Annotated in this window: 11 protein-coding genes; 1 reads left to right on the forward strand and 10 read right to left on the reverse strand. The window is 65.6% G+C overall.

All coding sequences use genetic code 11. From position 1 onward, the window contains the following. Positions 1–4: 4 nt before the first annotated feature. Positions 5–826: a hypothetical protein gene (locus tag QRN04_RS06835; protein WP_284975285.1), complete on the reverse strand. Its 822-nt coding sequence runs from the start codon at positions 824–826 to the stop codon at positions 5–7. Then, the gene (locus tag QRN04_RS06840; protein ID WP_284975286.1) at positions 813–1874 is read right to left on the reverse strand and encodes an ATP-dependent DNA ligase; all 1062 of its coding nucleotides are present in this window, start codon (positions 1872–1874) and stop codon (positions 813–815) included. The genes QRN04_RS06835 and QRN04_RS06840 overlap by 14 nt, the downstream gene beginning before the upstream one ends. A gap of 111 nt (positions 1875–1985) precedes the next feature. On the opposite strand from QRN04_RS06840, the gene QRN04_RS06845 reads away from it, so the two are divergent. Then, the gene (locus QRN04_RS06845) at positions 1986–2360 is read left to right on the forward strand and encodes a hypothetical protein (protein ID WP_133830709.1); all 375 of its coding nucleotides are present in this window, start codon (positions 1986–1988) and stop codon (positions 2358–2360) included. Between the two features lie 10 nt (positions 2361–2370). On the opposite strand, the gene QRN04_RS06850 is transcribed toward QRN04_RS06845, so the two are convergent. From QRN04_RS06850 to QRN04_RS06885, 8 genes are all read right to left on the reverse strand, one after another. Continuing rightward, complete coding sequence (locus QRN04_RS06850) at positions 2371–3426, reverse strand: hypothetical protein (protein WP_133830708.1); 1056 nt, start codon at positions 3424–3426, stop codon at positions 2371–2373. A gap of 144 nt (positions 3427–3570) precedes the next feature. Beyond that, on the reverse strand, positions 3571–3942 hold the full coding sequence (locus QRN04_RS06855; RefSeq protein ID WP_133830707.1) for an HU family DNA-binding protein: 372 nt from the start codon (positions 3940–3942) through the stop codon (positions 3571–3573). A gap of 110 nt (positions 3943–4052) precedes the next feature. Beyond that, positions 4053–4418, reverse strand: coding sequence for a hypothetical protein (locus tag QRN04_RS06860; protein WP_166185560.1), 366 nt, complete (start codon positions 4416–4418; stop codon positions 4053–4055). Positions 4419–4448: 30 nt separating this feature from the next. Continuing rightward, the gene (locus QRN04_RS06865; RefSeq protein ID WP_133830705.1) at positions 4449–6203 is read right to left on the reverse strand and encodes a hypothetical protein; all 1755 of its coding nucleotides are present in this window, start codon (positions 6201–6203) and stop codon (positions 4449–4451) included. A gap of 1 nt (position 6204) precedes the next feature. Then, the gene (locus QRN04_RS06870; RefSeq protein WP_284975287.1) at positions 6205–11766 is read right to left on the reverse strand and encodes a hypothetical protein; all 5562 of its coding nucleotides are present in this window, start codon (positions 11764–11766) and stop codon (positions 6205–6207) included. A 166-nt stretch (positions 11767–11932) separates the two neighbouring features. After that, a complete protein-coding gene (locus tag QRN04_RS06875) occupies positions 11933–16027 on the reverse strand; it encodes a type IV secretory system conjugative DNA transfer family protein (protein WP_133830703.1) in 4095 nt (1364 codons plus the stop codon). A gap of 125 nt (positions 16028–16152) precedes the next feature. Continuing rightward, entirely contained in the window at positions 16153–18222 is a 2070-nt protein-coding gene (locus QRN04_RS06880; protein ID WP_284975288.1) for a coiled-coil domain-containing protein, read from the reverse strand. Between the two features lie 132 nt (positions 18223–18354). Next, positions 18355–20109: an AAA family ATPase gene (locus QRN04_RS06885; protein WP_284975289.1), complete on the reverse strand. Its 1755-nt coding sequence runs from the start codon at positions 20107–20109 to the stop codon at positions 18355–18357. Positions 20110–20258: the final 149 nt, after the last annotated feature.

Here is a 20258-nt window from a genome sequence, read left to right on the forward strand (position 1 = left end):
GTGCTTAGGCCCGCGATAGCTCGGAATGCCGCTCGAGGCTGTACCGGATCAAATCCATAGCCGGGGTAAGGGCCCAGACAAGCAGCCTCATGGTCGGCCGGTTTTCCTTGGCGATGACATCATCCGGCAGAGAAGTTGACTGCGCCGGCTTCAGCACGGCATCCGCGGCCCAGCGCCTGCCGTGGGCAAAACCCGAGCACAGCTGCCATACGGACAAGGCGGACGTCCTGGGCACCAGGTCGCGGACCTGCGTGAGTATGTGCGTGCTGCTGGGGAGAATCAACTTTCCAGCGGCCCCGGAGGCATCGAGAATAGCCTGCAGTTGCGCCTTGTCGCTGTCGAAGTCCGGAAGCGTTCCCTGAAGATTCGGATGGCGACGTGCCAGTTCGCTGTACGCAGTCTCGCGGTCTTTGGCTACCTTCAGCGACAGAGACAGCGAACGAACTATCCTGGTCGCCTGTTCTTCTGGCGCTGAAATCCAGGCGGCCTGTGCGGCGCACTCAATGGCTGCCCTGACCAGCGAGAACGGGGCAAGAGTATGTGATGCTCCGGCACCAAGCATGATGCTGTCCAGCGCGTGCAAATGATCGATCGCGCTGACTACCGCATTGGCGATGTTGTGCGACGCCTGGTGGGGTTTGATGAGCCCATCGTCCTGCGCCAGACGGCTTCCGGCTTCCGGGATCCACGCCTCGTGGGAATCCCGGAAGCCCAGCCAGGTCCTCAGCTCCTGAAAATACGAGTCGGCAATCTCGAACTCTTCAGGTTCATCTTCTCGTCGCATGACTCCATTCTTCACATGGCTACATTCTTTATCGCCAGGCACGCTGGAAGCCTTCCGGGAGGGATACTTCCGTCGGCGACAACTCAGGCCTGACCCGTATGAGGCGGACTGAATGCCGGAATGCCTGACCCGACCAGGCTATGTCGGCCGAGACTTCAACCACCAACGGCTCCACCAAAGTCAAGCGAGTGGTGCCGCCCTCCTTGGTGAAGCGGTCCAGCACCCGTTCGCTGATTTCCTCCGGCCATGGATGCCTTCCCCGGGGAGGATGAAGATATATGGCCAGATCCCTTCCCGCACGAGCCGTCAAGGACGTGGACCGGCCGACAATCCGCAGCCGTCCGTGTACCGGCAAACCCACCACCGCTGCCCGCGGGTGCGCCATGGGACCTATGACCGCCGCAAGAACCACATCAAGGGCGCTTCTGCTCTTGACCTTCAGCCAAATTCGCCGGGGCTCGTACGTCTGCCCTTCACCCTTGATCACAATTCCTTCCACGCCCGTGGCGGTCATGTCACTGAACCACGTGGCCGCCAGGGCCCGGTCGCTGGTCGCCGGTGACAGATGCAGTGGCGGAACCCACCCGCGCGCCAGCTCCTCGAGCAGAGCCCGGCGGTCCCGGAATTGAAGCCCGCGGGTATCCTGCCCCGCCACTGCCAGGACGTCGAAGGCGATCAGCGAGGCAGGGCTTTTCATCACGAGCTCCGCAAGAGCCGCCTTTGAGCTCACCAGGCGCATCTGCAGCGCATCGAAATCCAGCCGCCCTTCGGACCACACCACAACTTCGCCATCGACAACACAGCCCGGAGGGATCTGCTCACGCACGGAAGCCAACACGTCCGGAAAGTACCTGCTCAGATCCTTGCCCTGTCTGCTGTAGAGCCACGCCCCATCCGAACCGACCAGACACACTGCCCGGAAACCGTCGAACTTCATCTCAAAGACTGAGCCGCCGGACAGTGCGTCACCGCGTGGTATCGACTCCACGGCCTTGGCCAAAGCAAGGGCAACAGGAGGATGCAGGGCGGCCGGCAAACCTTCGAACATCGTGGGCACAGCGTAAGCCCAGCGAAGCAGGGGTGGAAACAAGGCTTCCTCCCGGCTGGATACAGCACCAAGCACCGGGAAGCGTCACAGCAAAGCTGTGACCGGGTCCTTCTTCGATCAGGGAAACCAACCACATTCGAAACAGGAGTCGTCATGTCCACTGAAGCTGTTACAAACCCCGCTGGGTCTGCCGGGACTGCCGGTGGCCGGCGCTACAAGGAACCCACCTCACAGCAGATTGAAGATGCCGCGGCCCTGATGTTCCTGGCGGCGACAAGGAAAGCTCTGCGGGACCAGCAGCACATCTGGGATGTCGAACTGGAGTTGGAAGTCACCTACACCGTGCACAACCAGCGCAGGTACTGCGTGCACGCCAGCACCCGTACAGGTGAAAGCCTCACGGGCCCACACGGTGTTCTCGTGCATCCGGCCAACGGAACTGCGGAAACGGCTGCCTGGAGCATTGCCGCCGAGGTTCGCAATGCAACGGCAAAACGTCGGCAAAAGGCGGCCATCAAGATTGCGTGACTACTGGCCTTTACCGGGGCGGGGCTTCCGAGGACCTTCCTGGCGTAGCTTGTGTTTTGTCACTGCCGATCTTCAGCCAGAACCAACCCACATACCAAAGAATCGCCACCAGTCCGATGACAAAGCTGACAAGCAGCAGAATCTTGGACACGACGTCCAGGCCCTTGGGCTCAAAGGCCATCATGACCAAAGGTACGAGGATTCCCAGCGAGAGGAGGCCCAGCATCCACATGGCCGCAGCCACTCCCTCTGGCTTGCCGACGCGGGCCAGCTCTTCATTCAAGCGGTCCCGCTCGGCAACAGCAGCCCGCAGCTGCGTCTTCAGATCAGCCTCAGCGCGGATTTCCTCATCCTGTCGTCGCACGTCCGCTGCGATCGCCCAGTCCGGTCTCAACGCCGCTGCCAGATTTGAGTAGTCGAAGAGATCTGTGGATCCAAGAATCGATAGTGCGGGAGGTTTTGGCAGGAAGGCGCGCCGGCGCTTGAATGCCTGTTCATAAAGATCCTGGTGGGCGTCCGGGATTTCCAGACCGCGCTCGACGAGATCTTCAAGGTCAAGATTCCTGGTATCGCCTTTTCTGAGCTTCAAATTGATGGCCTGCACTGCATTTTGCACCCGTTGCCGGAGTGCAACCGCGTACGGTTTGAGCTCTTCTTCTGCCGTTCCCCGTGCGACACGCTCTTGAATCAGGGCATCCAAGTCCAAGGACGGATTTTCAAGCAGTTTTTCCACTGCCACTTCGTAGAAGTAGCGTTCCGCCCTGTCCAATCGGGTCCGATGGGCCTCTTTCAGGTCCGCCTCAATGTGCCCAATGCGTCCAGCTGCTGCCTCCACCAGCCTCCTGATGCCCTCGCGTTCGCTGGAGATCGCAACAAGCCTGCTGACAAGGAAACCTCCAATGATGGCGACCAGAACGGCCGACGCCTGGCTGAGGGCGGACAACAAAGTGCTCGGGTCCCAGTCCTGTTCCGCCGACCTGACAATCACGCCAAATGGATCGCATTGCACCACTGACTGGAGCAATGGCACATGGGAGGTACAGGTAAGGAATTCAGACGAGATCACCGAGCGATCATAAGCGACCCCTGACGATGCGCCGTGCACAGGGACCGGTCCTGGCACCTGCAGCCCCTTACGGACACAAGAACCCCGGTGATGCTTCCGCATCGCCGGGGTTCTTCTTTTTTTCTGTCAGCAGCTGTCCGTCGTCTATCCCGCCACCCGGGCAAGGACCTCCTCAGCCTCGTCAAACTCGTCGATCAGCCGCAAGGTCTCCGGGCCACCCAGGTCAGCGTCCGGATCGAGCCGTCGATTGATGCTGCGTGACGCGGAGAACTTCAGCACCGAGTAGTCATCCACGTCCTTCTTGCCGAACCGGACCTTGTGGCCTTTGTGCGTCTGCCGGGCGAAGCGGCCAAAGCCGGTGAGCACGACGGTGTCTCCACGGCGCACGGCGTCGGTGAGCTCCGCGATGAGCGACTCGTACACCTCACTCACCACCCTTATCGGCTGTCCGCTGCGGCCGGCCACCTTCGAGATGAATCCACGCTTGCTGATCCGCGGATGAACCGTCGTCTTCATGCCCACACCTTTGTCCTATCATCCCTCGTCGTCCGCTTACTGCTTGAAAACCAGTTTATCCGACAGGCCTGTCGAAAAGCGATCCACAGACCTGTCGGTATCCATTCAAACTAAAGCTCGAAATCCGGATCAATGGACTGGCGGTCGTCCTTGTACTCGTAGTCAACTGACTCAATAATCGACCGAGTCTTCGGATCGCGCCGTGTGCTGACGATCTTGTCGTGGGACTCGTCGAACCGCTGCTGGTCGGCGATCCGGTGGGCCGCGTTGAGCTTGGCGTTGATGTTCTTGTCGCCGAACTCCATCATCGAGCTCACGGAGGACTTCGCACCCTGCTTGGTTGCGTTGACGTTCTTCTTGTTCTGCGCACGCTGCTGCTCCCAGCGACCGCGGTCCTCGGGCGTGACGTACCCGAACATCTGGGCGAGCCGGGAACCGTACCGCTCCTGCTGCTCTACCTGCTGGTCGTCGCTCATGGTCCTGTCTCCTTCTCGTTCGTTTCCGGACTATGCCGGCTGGTAGTCCTCGGCTCCGCGGTCGCGGCTCCACTGGCCCTCCGGCCCCGGCCGGGCCGAGGGGCCGGGCCCCTGTCGGAAGGGCTGGGGCCGCGTGCGCTGCGCCGCCAGGAAAGTAGCGGGATCGTCGACCGCGGCCCGCATCGTGTCCTGCCAGTCCTCGCCGAGGGCCAGCTTGAGCTCGTGCTCAAAATCCGGGTCCTCCTTGTTCAGCTCCTCGATGGCGTCCACGTAGGCGTTCGAGTAGACACGCTGCTGCTCCTCGTCCGAGAGGCCATCGATCTCCATGCTTGCGAGCATGCTCTCGGACTGGTCGAGGCGCTGCTGGAGGTCCTCGGGCAGCCCGCGGGTGTCCAGGCCCTGCTTCTTGGCCGCGAAACCGATCATGTAGCCCATGACACTGCCGCCGAGGGCCTGTCCGTCGCCACGCTGGACGCCGTCCAGCATCGCCGCCTTCATGGTTTCCGCCAGCTGCACCTGGTGCTCGTCCGGCTCCATCGGCAGGCGCAGCGTGAACATGCCCTCGTCGGGGATCCGCCGGCCCAGGTGGTCGTCGAACTCCCCGGTCCAGACCTCTCGTACCCTGTCGGTGCCCGCGAGGCGGGCCTCGTGCGGCGGGGCCTTGACGATGCGGCCGTGCGCGACGCCGTTGAACATCAGGCGCAGCTCCGGCTCGGACTCCATCCGCTCGCCGATGATCGTCCGGGCGCGCTTGACCACCTCGGCACGGTCGAGCCCGTCGTCCTCCATCTGCTGGCGCAGGCGCTTGCGCAGGGCCTTGTAGCTGGCGTTGATCTGCTTCGCGTCCTGCTCGAGGTCACGCATCTTCCAGAAGGCGTTCTCCATGAGTGCGACCTCGGTCATGGCCGCCGACTCGGGAGTAAACAACTCACGGTTGCCCCGCTCGCGGCGCTCCAGGTCCTCCAGGCGGGTACGCCAGCGTCGGGAAAGGAAGTCGTCCCTGCTGGTGCCCCACCGCCCGCCCGACTTCCCGGACTGCTTCCCGCCGTCGTCGCCGGCGGCCTCCTGCGCCTCCGGCGCGCCCCCGAACAGATCTCCGACCAGGGCCGCCTGGCGCTCGGCCCTCTCGCCGATGTGCCGGGTCTTCGCGTCGATCCGGTCCTGGACCTTGTCCTTGAACGGCTGCAGGTAGGAGTCCATCTCCTTCCTGAAGTCAGGAGCGAGCATCCGCATTGCCATCATCATGCCGGCGGCCTGGATGACCGAGTTCGGGTTCACGCCGCGGGTGAGCGGACGCAGGCAGCCCTGCATCATCATCTGCATGTAGACCGCGTGCATCGCGTCGAACTCCTTCGTGCGCTCCCCGTCGTTGAAGCCGGGCACGAGCAGCTTCGAATCGCGCAGCGTCTGCATGTACGCCTCGCCCGCCAGCCGCGTCTCCGCCCGAAGCTTCAGCAGCCGCTCCCGGTCGTCGAGGCCGTCATCGTCGGCCGCAGCGCGCTTCTGGTCGCGTGCACGCTGGCGCTCCCGCTCCTCGGTCCGCTCCCGCGTCGTGGCCCCGAAGAAGCCGCGGGCACGGTCGCGCAGCCGCTCGCGCTGCCCGCGTGAGGTGTCGTGTCCGGCCTGCGTCTCCGGCTCGTCGACAATCTCCGCGTCGATGATGTCCTCCTCCCCGCCGTCCATCCCGTACACGGCATGGACGTCGCCCAACGGGTCGACAGGCAGTGCCTTGCGCCCCCGGCCCCTGCCGCCCGGACCCATTTCCTGCTCCGTGTCCTGTGTCATGTCAGCCTCCCAGTCCATAGTCGTCGTCACTCTGCTGCTGCCCGGTCTCGTAGCTCGGCGTCCAGGCCGGGCGACGGCCGCCCACGCCGACGGCGTGTGCCGAGCGCCGGCTGGCACCGCGCGCCCTGGCGGCCCCGTCCCCGGTCTGCGCGAGCACGTCACGCTTGAGGACCGCGGCATCCACCGCGGCCTCCGCGGACTCCAGGCCGTCCAGCCCGTCGAGGCCGTGCGCCGCGAACGCGTCGAGCTCGCGCGCCGCCGCGGCCCGGGCACGGCGGGTGCCCGCTGAGGCGAACTGCTCGTTCTTCTCGCCGTCGAAGACGCTCTCGCGATTCTTCGCAGCCTGCACCAGCGCCTCGAAGTCGCCGCCGTAGGCCATACGGTCCATCACCGTGCCCGCCAGGGACGGGTCCTCCTCGAGGTTGCGCACCAGGCCCGACTTCGGGTCCTCCAGCGCGCGGGCGACACGGGCGACGCAGTCCGGGTTGACCGAAACGTTGAACCCGTCCTTGGCCTCGTAGAACTCGACGAACTGGGCCTCCCACTCCTCGGCCGTGGCCTGGACAGCCTCGCCGTCGGCGAACTCGGGACGCCACTGGCCGGGGCCGGTGTGCTCGAGCTTGCGGCCGCGCCACAGATCGCGCCCGGGACCCTGCAGCATCTCGTACTTGTGCCGTGCCTCCGCAGCGTCGTGCTTGGCCTGCAGGATCGACTGGGTCACCGGATAGGTCACCTCAAGCACCGCCTTCAGGTCAGCGCCACGCAGGGCGCGCACCGCACGCTGGGAGAACGAGCCACCCAGTCCCGTGCCGTGGGCCTTGATCGCCGTGGCGAACATCGAGGCCTCCTGGTCCTCCTGCGTGATGCCCGGCGTGCCCTGCTCGTCGCCGAGGTTGCGGGCGTAGTCCCCGAGCTTCTTCTCGCTACCCTTGGCCCCGGTCTCGACGCAGACTTCGCGCACGCTCTGCAAGTGCGCCTCGCGGCTGCTGAAGGTCAGCGCCGAGCCGAACTCGCCGCGCTGTGCCGAGCGATAGAGATCGCTGAGCTCCTCGACGAGGACCTCGTGGCCGGCGGCAACCTCGTGCGGATCGCTGACGAACCGCAGGCGGTTCGCCTCCTTGACGACACTCTCAAGGCTCTCCGCCAGCTCCGGGCTCTTGGACAGCGCCACCTGGGTGTCCAGCGAGACCTGCATGGCCAGCGGGTGCGAGCCGTCGGCCTTCACCACGCCGGTGTCCAGGAGGTTCGCTCCGACCGAGAGCCTGGCCATCGCCTCGGCCTTGGCGGCCTCGCTGTGCAGCCTCACGACGGCGACCGCGTCACCGTCGAAGTCGCCGTCGAAGCACTGGTCCATCACCGGGTTGATCGCCGCGCCGGTGAGCCGGTCGTCGATCGCCACGCGCATGTAGCGCACGCCGGCGTCGCGCAGGACCGGGTCGCGCCAGACCAGCGCGTGATCGCCTTCGGCCAGGCCCAGCTGCTCGGCCTTGACCGAGCTCAGAGCGATCTGATCGATGTCCAGCCGAGGGTCGGCGGTCCAGACCATCGTGGCCGAGTCCGACAGGCGCGAGCTCATCAGCCCGGTCTTGAAGATGTTGTTCTTGCCGGTCAGCACGCGGTTCTGCACGTCCGTGGTGATCGCCTCGAAGGCACGCTGGGCCCGCGAGACAGACTCGCTCATGCCCCGGCGCACCTCGGCGCGCTTGTCCGGCGACAGGCCGTGGTCGTCCAGCTGCTCGGCCATGTACCGGTAGCGGCAGGCTTCGACGAAGACGTCCTGATAGCTGCGCGTGTAGTCATGCGTGACGGACGTGCCGTCGTCGAACTCCTGGCCGCTGCGCAGGTGCGAAGAGAGCACCGGCAGCTTCCACGAAGTCGCGCTGACCGTCTCGGTCAGCTGACTCGTCGGGTAGGTCAGCGGAAAGGGGATTTCCATGTCGCCGCCACGATCGCCGATCAGGTCGCCGAAGGACTTGCGCATGGCCGTGGTGTTCAGCCCCGGCGTCGCGCCTTCGCTGCGCGGCTGCGTGCGCATCAGCTCCGGCATCGGGATCAGACGGCGCTCGGGCCGCTCGTCGACACTCTCGGCCTGGCCCACGACACGCAGGGTGCCGTCGGCCTCCATGTCCAGTCCCGCCACCAGCAGATACTCGCGCAGGTTCGACTCGGCACCGGAGTTGTGGCCGTAGAACTCGCGCATGATCGCCGGGCAGTCCTGGGACTGCAGCGCCCAGGCCAGCTGCGAGGAGGCCTTGCGCCCCTTGCCGGCGCGCACCTGTTCGTCGTCGTAGATCTTGGTCTTCTCGTCGACAGCCATGTGGGTGACCACGAACCGCATCTCGCCCAACCCTCCGTCGACCGGCCCGGCATCGGGGCCCTGGACGGCCGGGCGGCGGATGTCGCCCACGGCACCACCCATCAGCTCGCGCGCCGATCCGGCGTTGCGGCGGGAGATCAGCGAGAACGGGCTCATCACCACGTCGATGCCCGGGTTCTCCCTGAACCAGGCCACCTCCTGCTCCAGGCCCTGGGCACGCGCCTCGTCCGGGTCCATGTGGCGGTCGACCACCAGAGAGACGACACCCTTGTTGCCGTGCAGATCGCTGATCTTGTCGCCCACGACGAGGTCGCGCAGCTGGCCACCGGCCCCGCGGATGCGATGCCGCTCGGAGAACTCCGTCGACACCACGATCGGGTCGTCGGCCGTCCAGCCGCCGAAGGTCATCAGAGCGGTGCCGGTCGGCTTCGTCACCTCGGAAGACTGCATGATCGTCGAGGCCGTCATCTGCTGGCGGTCGAACGGGTCATAGCGCAGCGTCTCCAGCTCCGGCCGGCTCATCAGCGGGGCGCGGGAGCCGGTCACGGTCTCCGGGTCACCCGGCTCAATCGTGCCGTCGGGGCGCACGGCGGCGTCCTCGGTGAGGTAGCGCACGATGCCCTGGTTGGTCGCGCCGCCGGTCATCACCGGATCGAAGAAGCCGCCGGGAGCCGTCACATGGTTACGGTCGGTTCCCGTGAGCACCGTCATGTTCCGTCCACCGGTGAGCCGCCAGGCGTCGAAGACGTTGTCGTCGGCCGGGTCGGTGCGATCGCGTTCGGCGCGGTACTCGGCGTAGATCGTCGAGCCCTGCTTGATCTCGTTGGAGTAGCGCACGCGCTTGGCCTCGGTCTCGAGGATCGAGGCCGTCCACTCGTCCAGTCGTGCGGTGGCCTTGCCGGTGGCGGGGTCGACCTCATACGTCGTGGCCCGTTCGATGAAGTCAACCGGGTGCTTGGTGCCGTAGAGCTGCGAGTACACCGCGTTCAGCGAGGCCGGCTCGCCGGTCCGGCTGCGGCCGGAGACGAGGTCACCGGCAAGCTGGTACTGGATGCGCTCGTGCATCAGCTGTTCGTAGCCGCGCAGCACCGTGCGCTCCTCGACCGACTTGGGGGCCTCGCCCGGGGTCTGGGCCTTGATCCGCGCCTCGTAGCCGGGGACGATCAGCGCGTTCTCGCCACTGGCGAAGCGCGTGACAATCTCCCCATGGCTGCCGACATCGAAGACTTGGCCGATCTCACCGGAGACCGGCGTGGCCTTGCCGTCACGACGCAGCTTTTCGGCGGTCCAGCTGATGACGCCCTGCGCGTCGACCAGGATCTCACCCGGCGTCGCGGCGTTGCGCTCGATGCTCTCCCGGACGGTCTGACCGATCCGACGCATGAACTCCGAGGGATGCTCGGCGATGGGGGCGGCGGTGGCCGTGTGGAAGGAGACGATCCGGTCCTTGAAGCGGGTCGCCTGGAAGCTGGTACCCATGAGCTCGGTGGGAGGCACCCCGCAGCGGCGCAGCGCCGAGGCGAGGTTGTCCAGGTTCGACCACTGGCCGGTCGGGCTGGTCATGTACTTGGCGACGCGGGCGGGGTCGAAGCGCTGGTCGAGCCACTCGCCGTCGATCAGGTGCGGCTCCGCATCCCAGGTGCCGACCAGCTCGAACGGAACGTCATCAGCGTGCGCACGGACCTTGTCGGCGGCCGTGCCACCATAGACGAGGTTGCCCAGGTCCGGAAGCTCACCGGCCTGCAGCTCGCCGATCTCCTCCAGGCGCTCCTGGTACATCTCCTCGGTCGCGCCCGGACGCAGCAGCTCGCTGCGCGCTCCGGTGAGTACGTCCCAGTAAGAGCGCTGGATCGCCGCGACCTCGGGGTCAGAGGCATACTCCGGGGGCTCGATCTCGTCGAGCGCGCCCCCGGTGCGCTGCAGCTCAGACTCCGCGCGCAGAATCAGCTCCTCGACGCCCAGGGCGGCGCGCAGGTTCTCCCGCGCGGTGTCCACGGCCTCGCGACCGTAGGCCTCGGCCGGCTCTGCATCCACGAAGAAGGTCGGCAGGGAGTGGTTCTTGGCATCCCGGCGCAGCATGACCTTGGACCCGGGGCGCGGGGCGCTCTCACCGGGGACGACATAGTCCGCGACGACGAACATGCTCTCGCGGTCGACGTGATAGCTGTCCGGCACGTCGATGAGGGAGCGGCCGCGGCCATGCTCGGGGTGGCTGGAGCCGACGACGCCGACCACCGTGCCGGGAAGATCCTGGCGTTCGATGGGCAGGCCTTGGGCGAAACGCAACAGCCGCACGGCGTCCTCGGAAGTCGGGGCGGGCACGGCCATGCCGCCGGGCACCCGGTGATTGGTGCTGTAGCGCAGCACCGTTCCGTTGTCGTAGATGCGCGCCCCGGCGTACTCCTCCTGGCGCGTGTCAGTGAGACGGATCTCCATGCCGGTCCCGGAGATCCGGGCCTTGATCTGCCCGGGCTCACGGTCGCGCAGGACCTCGTAGGCCACGCCCTGGGACTTCAGCTCCTCGAGCAGCGCCGCCGAGCGCGCCACCGCCCGCTGGGACATGAAACGGTTGCGGTCAACGCGGCCGGTCTGCGGGTCGCGTCCGCCGTCGATGACCCACTCGCGGACCTGGTCGTACTCCTGGCGGCTCATCTTGTCCATGAGCGCCGTGAGGCCTGCGGCGTCGTCGTTGGTCATGGCACGGCCGGCCTCGTACGGCTTACCGTCCTCGTCGAGCCGCCAGAGCGTCATGTTCCCGCGGCGCGGCTCAGACAAGGACTCCACCTCGCCGCCGGCGTTCTTCACGATCGTCTCGTCGGGAATGTAGAGCAGCTCGGTACCTGCGCGCTTCACCGTCGCGCGCTCGGACCAGGCCGGGTCGTAAGGGCTGATCGGCAGCCGCGCCGAACGCGGGTCGATCTCCGCTCCGACGCCCGTGGCACGGGTGAACTCGCGCTGCAGCGTCTGGTAGCGCTCGTTGGCGGGGGAGTGGTCGCCGAACTGCGCCTCGTAGTCCGGGACGCGCTCGGAGAAGGCCGTGTCGATCGCAGTCAGACACGCGGTGACGCCGAGTCCGGGATCAGCCAGGGCGGTTCCGCGCTGGCTGAGGATCTGGTCGACCCGTGCACGGATGGCCTTCGCCTGGGAGATCGGAATGATCTCCCCGCTCTGCTCCCGGGCCTGCTCGACTGCCTTGTAGAAGACGTACTCGTAGAAGTACCGCCTCAGTCCGTGTGCCTTCTTCATTGCTACTCAGCCTCCTGTGGACGCTCGGGGACATAACTATGTATAGATCATACCCTTATGATTCGAATGGAGGCGATAGACGAGTCAGAAACGAGCCAAAAGACGAATGCCGGGACAGTCGAATTGCATCGACTGTCCCGGCACGGAGCGAATAGACCCGCCGGCACTACCCCCGGGACTTCATCTCTACGGCCATGGCCCGGTCGAAAGCCCCGTCGGCCAGGACCTCCCAGCTGGGCAGCGAGGCCAGGTACGTGTAAAAGGCGGCGTGCACCTTGACCGTGGCCAGCGACCGCAGATCCTCCTCGGTCACGTCCTGCTCGGCGAACACGCGCGAGCCCTCGTCGCTGATCTGGCCGTTGATCCTGCGGGCGGCGTCGGTGTAGGCATCGGAACGGACCTGGCTGATGTAGGTCTTTGACCCGTCGGCGCTGCGCAGCTCGCCGTCCCCGCCGACTGAGAAGTGCTCGCGGTCCCGCTGCATCTCCACCAGCGCGGTCTTGTACGCCTCACCAATCTCAAGGTCCAGGGCCTTGACCTTCGCCGAGCCGTCGAGATTGATCAGCATCTCCTTGCTGACCGTGCCCTCGGCGTAGACCAGGCGCTTGTGGTCCTTCTGCGTCGCCTGGTGGGCAGCCACGGTCGCGGCCACCTCCACGTCCTCCAGGAACTCCTCGTCGTTGCCCAGCATCATGGCCTCGTAGTCGTCCGGGTCCACGACCACCGGGGCATTGGGATCGCCACTCTCGTCGGTGAAAACCATCCGCGTGATGACCTCCATGACCTCGTCCGAGTAGACGTCCGGGTCGAGGCGCTCGATGTCGATGTCCTTGTAGTCGTACGTCTCCTGGTAGAGCGTCTTGGCGTCGGCCGCCCTGACCGCCTGGGCCATGCGCTTGTCGAGCATCTTGACGAAGTCCGGCTGGTTCATGCGCACGTCGAACTCCATCGCGGAGCTGAGCGTGGGGATCGTCTGCAGCGAGTACTCGTGCCCCGGGTGGGTGATCGTGTTGCCGAGCAGCTTGAATGACATCGGCAGGATCGTCTCGTTGCGGTTCCAGACCGGCGCGTCGCCGGCGCGCAGCACGATCGAGTTGCGCGGCGAGAGGAAGGCGAAATCGTTGTACTTGATCAGCGGCTCCTCCTCCGTCGACCAGGTGCGCGAAATCGCTCCGTCCGTCTTCCCGCCGACCACCTTGTCCAGGTTCTGCGTGATCTGCTTCGAGCTGGCGTGGGTACGGTGAGTCTTGCCGCTCATCTTCTCCAGCGTCTCAATCATCGAGTCGTCGGTCGACTTGAGGAAGACGATGTTGCTCGTGTTTCCCTGCACAATCTTGTCGACCGACTCGCCGTAGACGTCGCGCAGCTGCTGCAGCGTCTGCAGGATAAGCGTGAACTGCTGCTCCTGGCCGAGGCCGATGGAGAGCATGGTCTCGAAGCCGGCGATGCCATTACCGTCGGACTGCAGGTTGCCGAGCTCGTCGAGCATGAACCGGGTGCGGTAGAGCGGCTTCTGGTTCGACTTGGTCATGTACGACTGGTCAAACGAGACGTCCACCAGCTGCTTGACCAGGATCAGGATCAGCTTGGCGTACTTCATCAGGTGCGGGGGAGTGACGAGAAAGACCGCCTTGGGCGACTCCGAGTACCGCGCCATCGTCTGCGTGATCGCGCGCGCCCGGACCTCGACCTCCTCAGGGTGCCCTCCGCCGGAGAAGTCCAGCTTGCGGCTCGGAAAGGTCGTGTCGCCGGGCTGGAACGAGAGGATCTTCCCGTCGCGGGTGCCACCCTCCCGCACCGGTCGCAGCTCGCGCAGCACGCCGTTCTTCACGATCTTCTTGCCGGTGACCGGCTCGACCACGAAGTGCCGGCCGTTGAGGGAGAGCTGGCAGCTCTTGCGGAAGTGGAAGTAGAAAGTGCGCACGAGCATGCCGCTCTGCGGGTTCTTCAGCTCCAGCTTCAGCCAAGCCTCGTCGCCGGGGAAGATTCCCTTGAAGTTGTAGCGCGCCCAGCCCACGCGGCCGACGATCTCCGAGTGCTCGAAGTCCTTGCCAAGGTTCTGGGTGAACATCGGGTCCGCGTACGCCGACCAGCTCGCCATCTGCCCGAGCAGGTGGTCGCGCTTCATGAAGTTCGGCGAGAACCGCACGCCCAGCCGCCGCGGGAAGGACAGGCCCGCCAGGTCAGTGTTCTGGCTCGGCTTGCCCGAGGTCAGGGTCGAGATCGTCGGGTCGGTGAAGAAGCTCATGCCCGTGATCGCGATGCCGTAGACCGAGGACATCATCTTCTCCGCACCGGCCATGGCGACCAGGGCGTTGTGGGCGTTGCCGACGAGCGTGCGCATCGAGTTGCGCGGCAGGGCCTGGGTGGCGTTGAAGTAGAGCGTGAGCAGGTCCTGCTCGGCCTTGCCCTCCCATAGGAAGTCCTTCTCGGCGACCTTGGCCTGCTCCTCGGCCAGGGCGTCCTCGTCCTCTTCGAACTCGCCGTTCTTGATGCGCTTCTCCAGCTCGGCAGCGGGGTTCTTCCACTTCTTCGAGGTCAGCTGCACGAAGAGCTGGTAGCAGTTGTACAGCGTGACCTTTCCCCACATGTCGTCCAGCCGCTGCTCCAGCGTGCCCGGGTCCATGCCGGTGGCTGCTGCGTACTCGCGCAGCTCACGCTCCTCCTCGAGGTAGTAGTCGATGAGACCGTAGGCGGCCCGTTTGAAGGCGTTGTTCGCCGCGTTCGGCCAGACCGGGTCCTCACCGCCGTCCAGCGGGAAGAAAACCTCGCCGATGTTCTCGATGTAGAGCGCGCACTTGGTCGAGTCGCCCTCGCGGGCGGCGTCGGCGGCCATGCCCAGCGGGTTGTAGATGTCGGTCTTCATCGCGTTGATCAGGTTGAACTGCACCGGCTCGAAGCCGCGCGTGACCAGCGGGATGTAATTCTTGACGAGCAGCTCGCCCTTGGGGTCGTTGATGACCATGTTCGAGGGCTTCTTCTCCCGCGACCACATGTCGATCATCGGCTCGATGTAGGTCTGACCCTTGCCCGCCCTGGTGATGGCCAGCACCATCGTGTTCACGGGAGCAGTGTCGACGATGTAGGCACCGGCAGGGCGCTGGACTTCGTACGCCGGGAACTCCCAGTCATCGGTGATCAGGTCCGACACCGTACGGTAGGGCCCGAGCTTGTCACGGTTCGCGCCCTGGAGCTTCCCAGGGTCCTTCGCCTCTTTGGCCTTGCGCCGGCTCTCCTCGGTCGGCGGGTTGTACGGGATCACCGTTGCGTCATACTTCCGGCGCAGCCGCTTGTCCCGGGGCAGGCCCGAGGCGTCAAAGAGCGCCTCGCCGAACTCCTCGTCGATCAGCGGCAGGGTCTCGACCAGCGGCTCGCCGTCGTCGCCGTCCATGACCTCACCCTTGTAGTAGACGATGTTGCCGTCCTGGTCAATCACGTCGGACTCTGCGCGCCGGGAGACCTTGACCGTGCCCAGCCCCTTCTTGCTGAGCATCATGTGACTGATCATCGAGCTGACCTGCACCCCCGAGTGCGCACCGGCGTCCGGGAACCAGTCATAGTTCTGCTGGACCTCCTCCGGCAGCGCGATGTGCTGGTCGTTGCGGTGGTCGTTGATGTCCGTGTGGTCGACCGTCGCGTTGTGCTTGGCGACCTGGCGTCCGGTCCAGGTGGAGATCACGATCATGACCAGCGCGCCCGATCCCAGCGTCAGGAAGAGCTTGAACCCGGTGACGGACCCCAGCTGCCCGCCGACGTTCGTCGCCGTGGGCGTGGCCCCCTGGTCAGCCTTCGGGGCGTCCTGGGCGGCGCTGCCTGCGTGGGTCCACCACGCTGGCACCGGGACGTCCTTGAGATCCGGGTAGCACTTCGAGCCGATCTCGGGGTTACCCTTCTCGTTGACGGCGCGGTAACACGTCATCGGGGCCCCGCCCTGGCCTGTCGTGGTGTCCTCCACGTAGTACGAGTCCGGCTTTCCGCCGCTGTTTCCGCCCAGGCCACCGCCCATCGTCGCCCCGAGCGTGAGCACTGCCGTAGCAATGACCGAGTACAGCACCCACGCCACGATCGCGACCAGCAGGCCCGCGACGCCGGCGAGCACGAGGCCCGACGTGTTCGACTTCTTGCTCAGCCGCTCGCCGCGGTCCAGCTGCTGGTCTTCATAGACGTCCCGGTTCGTCAGCGTCTCCTCCGGCCGACGCGCCGAGATCTTCTCCCAGCCGCTGGCCTTGGGCCGTGCCGCCCTGCGCTTGCTGCCTGCCATGGTTCTCCCTGCCTGTTTCCGCGTGTGTCTGTGTGTCCTGCGCCTGTTGTGATTGCGGAAGACGCCGACGGCGCACGGGGTGCGAGCCCCATGCGCCGTCAGACCCCGTCGATCTCCGAGTCGGATCAGCCGCCCATGGCTGCCCCGCCGATGAAGCCGGCGAGGCCGCCGAGCACGGGCAGCGCGACGATCAGGGCGATGAGCATCTTGTTGTAGCGGCTCTGGATCTCCGAAGCCCTTGCCAGCTCGCTGGCGTAGGACTCCTTGTCCGCAGCCATCTCCTCCAGCCGCGCCTCGTAACGGCGCTTGACCGAGTCCTCGACAACCTCCATCTGCTGCAGCAGGTCCGTGTTGCGCTGCGTGGCCGAGTCGGTCTTCTCCTTCTCGAGGGACAGGCTGTGCTGCCATTCCGTCTCGCGGGCCTGCATCTGGGTGATCGCGTCCTTGCGGTTGCGGTCAAGCTCGTCCTCCATCCGGCGGATGCGGTCGGCGTGCTCGTTGCGGATCGACTCCAGCAGCGCCTCCTGCTCGCGGCGCAGGACGCCGATCTCGTCGGTAGTGCGCTGGTGCTCTGCCAGAGCCTCGGCCTGGGCGATGTCCGCCTTGCGGTTGTCGTCGACGATCCGCTGGATCTCGGCCTTCCACTGCCCCAGACGCTGCTCCTCGGCCTCGAGGTAGGCCTTCTGCTTCTCGGCCAGGACCTCGAAGATCCGCGTAGTGCCGACCTGCATCTTCAGGGCGGCGTCGGAGCGGCGCACGCGCAGGATCTCCTGGCGGTCGTGCGAGTAGGAGTTCTCGAGCATCCGCTCGATCTCGGCGACAGCGTCGGCCTGCTCGCGCTCCATGCGGGAGCGGTTGCGCTCCTTGTACTGGATCTCCGCCTGGAGGGCGGCCTGCTCGGCGAGCTTCTTCGCCTGGGCCTCGTAGTCCTGGACGATCTCGGCCTTGCGGGTGCGGATCCGCTGTTCCTTCTCGGACTCCCGCTCGCGGTGCGCCGCCTCGGTGCCGTCCTTGAGTGCCTTGTAGCGCGAGCCCTCGCGGTCGGTGGCCACGTCACGGATGACCTGCTCGACGTGGGCCGACATGAGGTTCACGTACAGCGTGCGCAGTTCGTCCTCGTGCGCCCACCGCAGCTGGGCAAGATCGGCGTTGGCCTGCCGGTTGAGCTGGGCGACCTGGTCGCCGAGCCATTCGGTCGCACCCTGCGGCACCTCGATCTGCACGACCGGCGCGCCGATGGCGAAGGTCGCATTGAACTCGTCCAGGCGCACGTCGAGGTCCAGGTCCTCGGAGAGGAAGCGGCGGGCGATGACCTCGCGCACCTGCTCCTGGTTCTCCAGCAGGACGGCTTCCTCCTCAGCCGGGGCGTACGCCGTATCGTCGGCGGTCACGGGACCGGACTCCTCATCGAACTCCTCGAAGCCGGCCGTGCCGTCGAAGCCGGGCTCCGGCTCCACCGCAACCGGGGCCGCGTCCTCGTCTCCGAAGTCGACGGCTTCGTCGTCGAACACGGGCTCATCGCCCGCAGCGTCGAAGACCGGCTCGTCACCGGCACCCTCGTCCCCGCCGGGGATCGAGTCGAAGATCGGGTCACCCTCGTCGGCGGTATCCACGGCAGCAACAGCGTCCGCGTCCGACGCGGGAAGGGTCCCGGGCTCGTCGGTGGTGACGCCGCTGTGCTCGCGCCAGGCCTGCGCTCCGACAGCCTCCTCGAGGCTCAGCGTGCCGGAAGCGACCTCCTGGGCCTGCTTGAACGTGGCCTCGGCTACCAGGTCCACCAACAGCTCGCCGCTGGGCTTCTGCCAGACGACGGCCCAGGAGTACTCCGCGCCAGCCAGGAGCGAGTACTCCTCCATGCGCGCAAGCGTCTCCGTGTTGGGGATGATGCCGAAGACCTCTTCGCCCAGCATCTCTGCCGTGGCGACGGTCTTGATCTGGTCGGAGTCAATGAGCTCGATGAGCGAGCCCTTCGCCTCGTCGCGGCCGTGCCGCTTGCTCAGCCCTCCGATGGACTCGGCGGCCAGCACGAGCATGACCCACGCCGTGCCGCTGGGGAAGACGAACTTCGCGTTCGACCGCAGCAGTTCGACTGCTGCGGGGATCGCCGTCTCCCTGACCACGGACGACAGCAGCTCGTCAGGCTTCTTCTTCCGATCCTTGTTCCGGCTTCCCGCAGCCGTGCCCAGAATGCCCATTGGTGTCGATCCCTTCGATGATGAAACGCAGTTCGCCTGGTTTATGAGTATCCTATCGCTTATAAGTCGATAGGTGCAATGATAGGCAATCCGACACGACGCCGAATGGCCCGCAATGGCCGCTGGCGCAGATCAGCGCACGGCGCTCACCTCGATGCACGCTTCGGAGGTGAGCATGTCCTTGTGGTCGCTCGCCAACTCGCCGACGACGTCGATCCGGATCCGCCGCTCAGAGGGATGCTCGTTGATGAACGTCGCCACTCCGGTGGTGACCTCGTCGGTCATCTTCGCCACCGCGCCACGGGCACCGCCGGCATTGGAGTCGGTGTCGCCCTTGTCGTCGATGAGGTACTGCAGGACCCTCTGGTCGATGTCCACCCGCACGTTGTGCTTGATGAGGACCTCCTGCACCATGTGGCGCAGCTTGTTGCGCACAATCTTGCGCTGCGTGTCCTCAGAGAGCGGCTGGAACGGGACGATGGCGTCGATACGGCCCAACAGCTCGGGCGGAAAGCGGTTATCCGCCGAGGTCTCGGTGATCGAGCGGCGGATGAGCTTGTCGTACTTCAGCAGCTGCTCGCCCGAGCCCGTGTCGTCGGCCGCGTACTGCGCGATGGTCTTGTAAATCTCCGAGCCTGCGTTCGTCGTCATGACGATGTAGGTGTTCAGGAAGCTGACCTCGCGGTTGTTGTCGTCGGAGAGCCGGCCGTCGTCGAGCACCTGCAGCAGCAGGCGGGTGACCATCGCCGAGGCCTTTTCGACCTCGTCGAACAGCAGTACGGCGTGCGAGAGGTCCCAGACCCGCTTCGTCAGCTCGGAGCGGAACAGGTCCATCGAGGAGTCCTGGGCGTACTCGGACATGTCGAAGCGGATCAGGTGGCGCTGGTCGTCACCAAAGAGCAGCCGTGCCAGCTGCTTGGCAAGCTCGGTCTTACCCACGCCGGTCGACCCCGTGAACAGCAGCGAGGCCTCCGGCCGGCCCTTGTCGTTCAGGTCCGCGACCGACAGCTGCAGCCGCCGCGCGACCGCACGCGTGGCCAGGTCCTGGCTGAACACCTTCGAGTCCAGCTGCTCCTTGATCTTCGCGCCGTCGACCTTGAAGGCAACGTTGACGCCCAGGGACTCCTGGAGCACGTCCGAGAGCAGATCGCGGTTCAGCGCCCGCTTGGTGAGGCGGTGCCAGCCAACCATGCTGTCCAGCACCAGGATCGACTTGCGCGGCTGCGAGCTCGCCGGCATGTAGCGCTCGGTGTACTCATAGATCTGCCGGTAGATGTGATCGTCGTAGAACTGGTCGGCGACGTCGTAGTGCTCGGCCATGCCCTGCAGAATCCGGATCGTCGTCTCCTGGTCCGGCGGCGTCAAGTTGATGCGCTGCAGCCGTTCAACCAGCGGCTGATTCGGCGCAATGTGCCTGTGGAACTCGTCATAGGTCGTCGCGGCGATGATTCGGATGCCGCGTGCCCCGGAGGCCGCCAGCACCGGCTTGATCGCCTCAACCGCAGCATCGGAAAGCTGGATGATCTGGTGGAACTCGTCGATGAACAGGACCAGCTCCTGCTTCTCGTCCGCCACGAAGTGCTCGGCCTCGTCGAAGAAGCCCTTGAGCATGGCGGCCATGCGGTCCGAGTCGCCGGCCTCGGAGATCATCCGGGACGGATCGACCTCGAGATAGAGCCGCTCGGCGTCAGCGGCCATCGTGGCCTGGACGAGAGCGGTCTTACCCGTACCTGCCTCGGCCAGGAGCAGGGCGTTGCACAGCTCCGGCCTGCTCATCGAGGCCAGCAGCTGGAGCTTCTCGTGCTCGCGGCCGACGATCTCGCGCTCGGCCCTCTTGAGCGGGTCCGACAGCTTCGACAGGAGCGGATAGCCCTCATTCAGGTGCACTTCATGGAACATGCCGTGGAAGACCTCTCGCCAAGACTTGAATTCATCTGATAGATCAGTCGAAAGTCTATCATGGCACTATTCGGCTCGACTGCGATAGGACAGCGAAAGGCCCCCGGACTCATATCCGGGGGCCTCCTGGCCATTCA

The sequence above is a fragment of the Arthrobacter sp. efr-133-TYG-104 genome (assembly GCF_030208915.1).
Classification (GTDB): domain Bacteria; phylum Actinomycetota; class Actinomycetes; order Actinomycetales; family Micrococcaceae; genus Arthrobacter.